This window comes from Micromonospora sp. ATA51 (assembly GCF_016802855.1).
GTDB classification, from domain to species: Bacteria; Actinomycetota; Actinomycetes; order Mycobacteriales; family Micromonosporaceae; genus Micromonospora; species Micromonospora sicca.
On record NZ_JAEVHJ010000383.1, the window covers coordinates 1 to 5,719 of the forward strand.

Consider the following 5,719-nt stretch of genomic DNA (forward strand, 5'->3'; position numbering starts at 1 on the left):
CGTGGCCGTGGCGGTGGCGCCGCGGGTGCCTTCGGGCGTCCGGTGGTCGGCCGACCCGTGGTCGCAAGTCCAAGAAGCAGCGCAGACAGGAGTTCGACAACCTGTCGGCCCCGACCATGAGCTCGGGTGCCCCCCGGGGTCAGGGTCAGGTCGTCCGGCTCTCTCGTGGCGCCTCGCTGTCGGACTTCGCCGACAAGATCAACGCCAACCCGGGTTCGCTGGTCCAGGAGATGTTCAACCTGGGCGAGATGGTCACCGCGACCCAGTCCTGCTCCGACGACACCCTGCTGCTGCTGGGTGAGCACCTCGGTTTCGACGTGCAGATCGTCAGCCCGGAGGACGAGGACCGCGAGCTGCTCGCGCAGTTCAACATCGACCTCGACGCCGTGGTCGCGGAGGAGCGCCTGGTCAGCCGTGCGCCGGTGGTGACCGTCATGGGTCACGTCGACCACGGTAAGACCAAGCTGCTCGACGCGATCCGTAAGGCGAACGTCGTGGCCGGCGAGGCGGGTGGCATCACCCAGCACATCGGCGCGTACCAGGTCCACGTCCCGCACGAGGGCGAGGACCGCGCGGTGACCTTCATCGACACCCCGGGTCACGAGGCGTTCACCGCCATGCGTGCCCGTGGTGCCCAGGTGACGGACATCGTGGTGCTGGTGGTGGCGGCCGACGACGGCGTGATGCCGCAGACCATCGAGGCGTTGAACCACGCCAAGGCGGCCGACGTGCCGATCGTGGTCGCGGTCAACAAGGTCGACAAGCCGGAGGCCAACCCGGACAAGGTCCGCCAGCAGCTGACCGAGTACGGGCTGGTCGCCGAGGAGTACGGCGGCGAGACCATGTTCGTCAACGTGGCGGCGAAGCCGGGCATCGGCATCGAGGAGCTGCTCGAGGCGGTCCTGCTGACCGCCGACGCGTCGCTGGAGCTGACCGCTCCGATCGACGGGCCGGCGCAGGGTGTGGCCATCGAGGCGCACCTGGACAAGGGCCGCGGTGCGGTGGCGACGGTGCTGGTGCAGAAGGGCACCCTGCGGGCCGGCGACTCGATCGTCGCCGGTGGGGCGCACGGCCGGGTCCGGGCGATGCTCGACGAGAACGGCAACCAGGTCGCCGAGGCGGGTCCGGCCCGTCCGGTCCTGGTGCTCGGTCTGACCGCGGTGCCGGGTGCGGGTGACACCTTCCTGGCTGCCGAGGACGACCGCACGGTGCGCCAGATCGCCGAGCAGCGGCAGGCGCGGCGGCGGGCGGCGTCCTTCGCCAACTCGCGTGGCCGGGCCACTCTCGAGACGCTCATGGAGCAGCTCAAGGAGGGCGAGAAGACCTCGCTCAACCTGGTGCTCAAGGGCGACGTCTCCGGTTCCGTGGAGGCCCTCGAGGACGCGCTGTTCAACCTCGACATCCCGGAGGAGGTCCAGCTCAGGATCATCCACCGGGGCGTGGGTGCGATCACCGAGAGCGACGTCATGCTCGCGAGCGCCTCGTCCGAGGCGGTCACGATCATCGGCTTCAACGTGCGGGCCGCCAACAAGGTCCGCGAGATCGCCGACCGCGAGGGCGTGGAGATCCGGTACTACACGGTCATCTACCAGGCCATCGAGGAGATCGACGCCGCGCTCAAGGGGCTGCTCAAGCCGGAGTACGAGGAGGTCGAGCTGGGCTCCGCGGAGATCCGCGACGTGTTCCGCTCGTCCAAGGTCGGCAACATCTCCGGCTGTATCGTCCGGTCCGGCGTCATCCGCCGCAACGCCAAGGCGCGGCTGCTGCGGGACGGGGCGGTCGTGGCGGACAACCTCACGGTCAGTTCGCTCAAGCGGTTCAAGGACGACGCGACGGAGGTCCGCGAGGGCTTCGAGTGTGGTCTGACCCTGGCCGGTTTCAACAACGTCCAGGTCGGCGACATCATCGAGACCTTCGAGATGCGGGAGAAGCCGCGCGCCTGATCCGACGGTGACACAGTGATCAAGGGGTTTACGCCGAAAGGCGTAAACCCCTTGATCATGTCCTGGGGTGACCGTAATGTCCGGGGCGATGTTCACCGGAACCGTGGTCTTCGACCTGCTGCTGCCAGGCGACTCCAGGTCGCTCAAGGCGAAAAGATCATATGTACGGCCGATCGTGGCGGCGCTGCGCCGCTTCGAGGTGTCGGCCGCCGAGGTGGGAGCGCTCGACCTGCACGGCCGGGCCGAGATCGCGGTGGCCGTGGTGGCCGCCGAGGCGGCGCACGTCCGCGAGGTGCTCGACTCGTGCGAGCGCCTGGTGGCCGCCCGGCCGGAGGCCGAGCTGCTGTCCGTGCGCCGCCGGCTGTACGGCGAGGAAGACTGACGCCGGGCCGGTCGTCCCCGCCGACGGGGCCCGATCCGGGGTGCCCGTCGCCATCGGCGGCCCCGCGCGGCCGCCACGATCGCGCGGGTAGTGTTCGAGATGTTGGGCGGTCGGGCCCGGCGGCGCCCCGCGCCGCCGTCTCCGGCCGGGAGCAGGATGCCCTGGAGGTGGGGGAGATGACGGATCCGGCCAAGGTACGCCGGCACGCGGAGCGCATCCGCGAACTGGTCGCGTCGGTGGTGCGGAGCCAGATCAAGGACCCCCGGCTCGGGATGATCACCATCACCGACGCCCGGATCACCGCCGACCTGCGCGACGCCACGGTGTTCTACACCGTGCTCGGCGACGCGGCGGCCCAGTCCAGCACCGCCGCCGCGCTGGAGAGCGCCAAGGGCCTGCTGCGCAGCACGGTCGGGAAGGCCCTCGGGCTGCGGCACTCGCCCACCCTGACCTTCGTCCTGGACGACGTGCAGGACCAGGTCAAGCACATCGACGACCTGCTCGCCGCGGCCCGCAACGCCGACGCCGAGGTGCAGCGGCTGGCCGCGAGCGCGAAGTACGCGGGCGAGCCGCAGCCGTACCGCCTCGAGGACGAGGTCGAGGACGCCGAGGCCGAGACCGAGGACGCCGGGACCGAGGACGAGCCGCGCGGCGGCGATCGCCCGTGACCGACCCCGCCGCGGGCGCCCCCGAGGCGCCCACCGGGGCCGAGTGGGCGGCCGCGGTCGCCGCGGTACGCCGACTCCCCGCCGACGCGCGGGTGCTGCTGATCTGCCACGTCAACCCGGACGGGGACGCGCTGGGCAGCATGCTCGGCTTCGGGCTGGGGCTGCGCCGGCTGGGCGTACGACAGCTCCAGGCGACCTTCCCCGGGCCGCCGGAGGTGCCGGAGCCGTTCCGCTGGCTGCCCGGGCTCGACCTGCTGGTGCCGCAGGATGCCGCGTACCCGGATCCGGATCTGGTCATCTGCTTCGACGCGGCGAGCGAGTCGCGGCTCGGTGACCTGGTGGGCCGGCTCGGGTCGGCGGGTGCGTCGCTGGTGCTCGACCACCACGCCTCCAACACCCGGTTCGGCGACATCAACCTGGTGGACCCGCACGCGGCGGCGACCTCGGTGGTCGCCGAGGGGCTGCTGGACCGGCTCGGGGTGCCGCTGGACGCGGACATCGCGGCGTGCCTCTACGTCGCGCTGAGCACGGACACCGGCTCGTTCCGCTTCGAGGCGACCACCCCGGCCGTGCACGAGATGGCGGCGCGGCTGCTGGCCACCGGCATCCGACCGGGGGACATCTCCCGACGGATCTTCGACACCCGGCCGTTCGGCGCCGTCCGCCTCTTCGGCGAGGCGATCGGCCGGGCCCGGCTGGAGCCGGGCGCGGCGGCGGGCGCGGCCTGGTCTGGACGTACGCGACCCTGGACGACCTGGCGCGGCACGACCAGCCGCCGTACGTGCTGGAGGCGCTGATCGACTCGGTGCGCTGCACGGCCGAGGCGGACGTGAGCTGCGTGGTCAAGCAGACGCCGGCCGGGGACTGGGCGGTGTCGCTGCGGAGCAAGGGCGCGGTGGATGTGAGCCGGGTGGCGGTGGCGTTGGGCGGCGGTGGTCACCGGTTCGCCGCCGGGTTCACCGGTCGGGGCAGCGTCGACGAGGTGGTCGACAGCATTCGGGCCGAGCTCGACGGGGCGTTGCTCGCGGTCTGAGATCAGGGTCGACTCCGGGGTGTGGCGGTCTTCCCGCGCTCCGTGAGGGTGGGGACAATCGGATGATGGATCACTCCCGAGAGCTCACCGCCGAGGCGCCCCGAGCCTGGGACCGTCCCGTCGTCTCCGTACCGGTGCTGATCTGCCTCTCCCTGGTCGGCGGACAACTGCCGTCCTTCTCCACGCAGGCCAACCTCTACACCCTCGGCACCGGCGGCGCGCTGATCTGGCTCGGGTTGAACAACCGGGTGCCCCGGCGGCCCGCGCCCCGCCGGCTGACCCCGGGGGCGGTCTGGTGGCTGCTGCCGGTGACCGTCTTCGGGGTCTTCGAGGGCGCGACCTTCGTGCTCTCGGTGGGCGACGACTTCCCCACCTTCTCCCGGCTGGCCGATCCGCTGCTGGAGGACCACCTGGTCCGCTCCACGGCCTGGTTCGCCTGGCTGGCCGCGTTCTGGGGGCTGGTGCGGCGATGATGCGGGCGCTGGCCATCGGCGGCTTCCTGACCGCGATCCTGCTCTTCGCGGGCGTGGAGTGGGCGTCCCGGCGGGAGGACTCCCGGGTGCCGTCGCTCGGCGACGTCTGCGCGTTCGTGATGCGGTACGCGGTCGGCCCGGTGCCGGTGGGGCGGATCGGGCTGTTCGGCTTCTGGTGGTGGCTCGGCTGGCACTTCCTGGCCCGCTGACGCGGGTATCCGTCCAGATGTCGGGAATCCTGGGCAGTATGTGGACCTGAACGATAGCTTGGGTAAGGACCGGCGCCGCGCCGCGACGCAGGTCGTGGGCGGTGGCGCCACACCAGGTGCCGCCTCCCTCCAGGGTCGGACCGACCCGGGCTCACGCTGCCAGGCGAGCCGCTCCGGTGATCCCGGACCGCTGCCGGGCGCTCAGCACGACCGCCCGTAGGGCCACCGTGCCGCGGTGGTCAGCACCCTGGAAGGGATCTGGAGATGGGGACCAAGCCCACCCGCAAGCCGCAGCCCGAGACCACCGACGAGGCGCGCGAGCAGATGCGTCGCGCGCTGCAGACCTCGATGGACACCCGTCAGTGACGTACGTCGTCCGGCGGTGACGTCGCCGACGTCGCTCCATCCCCGGCGTCACCGCCGCCCCGGCTCCCCGGGCCCGCCCTCCGGCGCTACCGTCACCGGGTGCGTCGCATCCTCGTCGTCGGCAGCTCGGGCGCCGGCAAGAGCACCCTGGCCCGCGAGGTCGCCCGCCGGCTCGACCTCCCGCTGATCCACCTCGACCGGCACTACTGGCGGCCCGGCTGGGTCGCCGCCGACGCCGCCGACTTCCGCGCCGACGTCGCCGCGCTCGCCGCGCGCCCGGCCTGGGTGATGGACGGCAACTACGGCGCCACCCTCGACCTCCGGCTGCCCCGCGCCGACCTGCTGCTGCTCTGCGACCCGCCCCGGCTGCGCTGCCTCGCCCGGGTGCTCCGCCGCCGCTGGGCCCACCGCGCCACGCCCCGGGCCGACCTCCCCGAGGGCTGTCCGGAGCAGGTCGACCTGGAGTTCCTCCGCTACGTCTGGCGCTACCCACGCCACTCCCGCCCGCGCGTCCTCACCGCGGCGGCGTCGCTCGCCCCCGACCTGCCGGTGGTCCGCCTCCGCACCCCCACCGACCTCCGCCGCTGGCTCGCCTCCCTCCCCACCCCCTGACCCGGGGTGGGGCGGGGCAGGGCTGGGGTGGGT

5 protein-coding genes and 2 pseudogenes are annotated in these 5,719 nt (G+C 72.5%); all 7 read left to right on the top strand.

Annotated elements, in window-relative coordinates; all coding sequences use genetic code 11:
- Positions 1–1,943 (top strand): annotated as a pseudogene (gene infB, locus JNW87_RS33745) (translation initiation factor IF-2); the annotation flags it as partial.
- A gap of 88 nt (positions 1,944–2,031) precedes the next feature.
- Complete coding sequence (locus JNW87_RS33750) at positions 2,032–2,325, top strand: DUF503 domain-containing protein (protein ID WP_109805388.1); 294 nt, start codon at positions 2,032–2,034, stop codon at positions 2,323–2,325.
- A 176-nt stretch (positions 2,326–2,501) separates the two neighbouring features.
- Complete coding sequence (gene rbfA / locus JNW87_RS33755) at positions 2,502–2,993, top strand: 30S ribosome-binding factor RbfA (protein WP_238455082.1); 492 nt, start codon at positions 2,502–2,504, stop codon at positions 2,991–2,993.
- Positions 2,990–4,026, top strand: a pseudogene (locus JNW87_RS33760) (bifunctional oligoribonuclease/PAP phosphatase NrnA). Before rbfA ends, JNW87_RS33760 begins: the two are co-directional and overlap by 4 nt.
- A gap of 65 nt (positions 4,027–4,091) precedes the next feature.
- Positions 4,092–4,499 (top strand): hypothetical protein, encoded by a 408-nt coding sequence (locus JNW87_RS33765; protein WP_238455083.1) that lies wholly within the window; start codon positions 4,092–4,094, stop codon positions 4,497–4,499.
- Positions 4,499–4,708, top strand: a complete 210-nt coding sequence (locus JNW87_RS33770) for a DUF6186 family protein (RefSeq protein ID WP_201749984.1) — start codon at positions 4,499–4,501, stop codon at positions 4,706–4,708. The genes JNW87_RS33765 and JNW87_RS33770 overlap by 1 nt, the downstream gene beginning before the upstream one ends.
- 465 nt (positions 4,709–5,173) lie before the next feature.
- Complete coding sequence (locus JNW87_RS40295) at positions 5,174–5,686, top strand: AAA family ATPase (RefSeq protein ID WP_309234136.1); 513 nt, start codon at positions 5,174–5,176, stop codon at positions 5,684–5,686.
- Positions 5,687–5,719 lie beyond the last annotated feature (33 nt).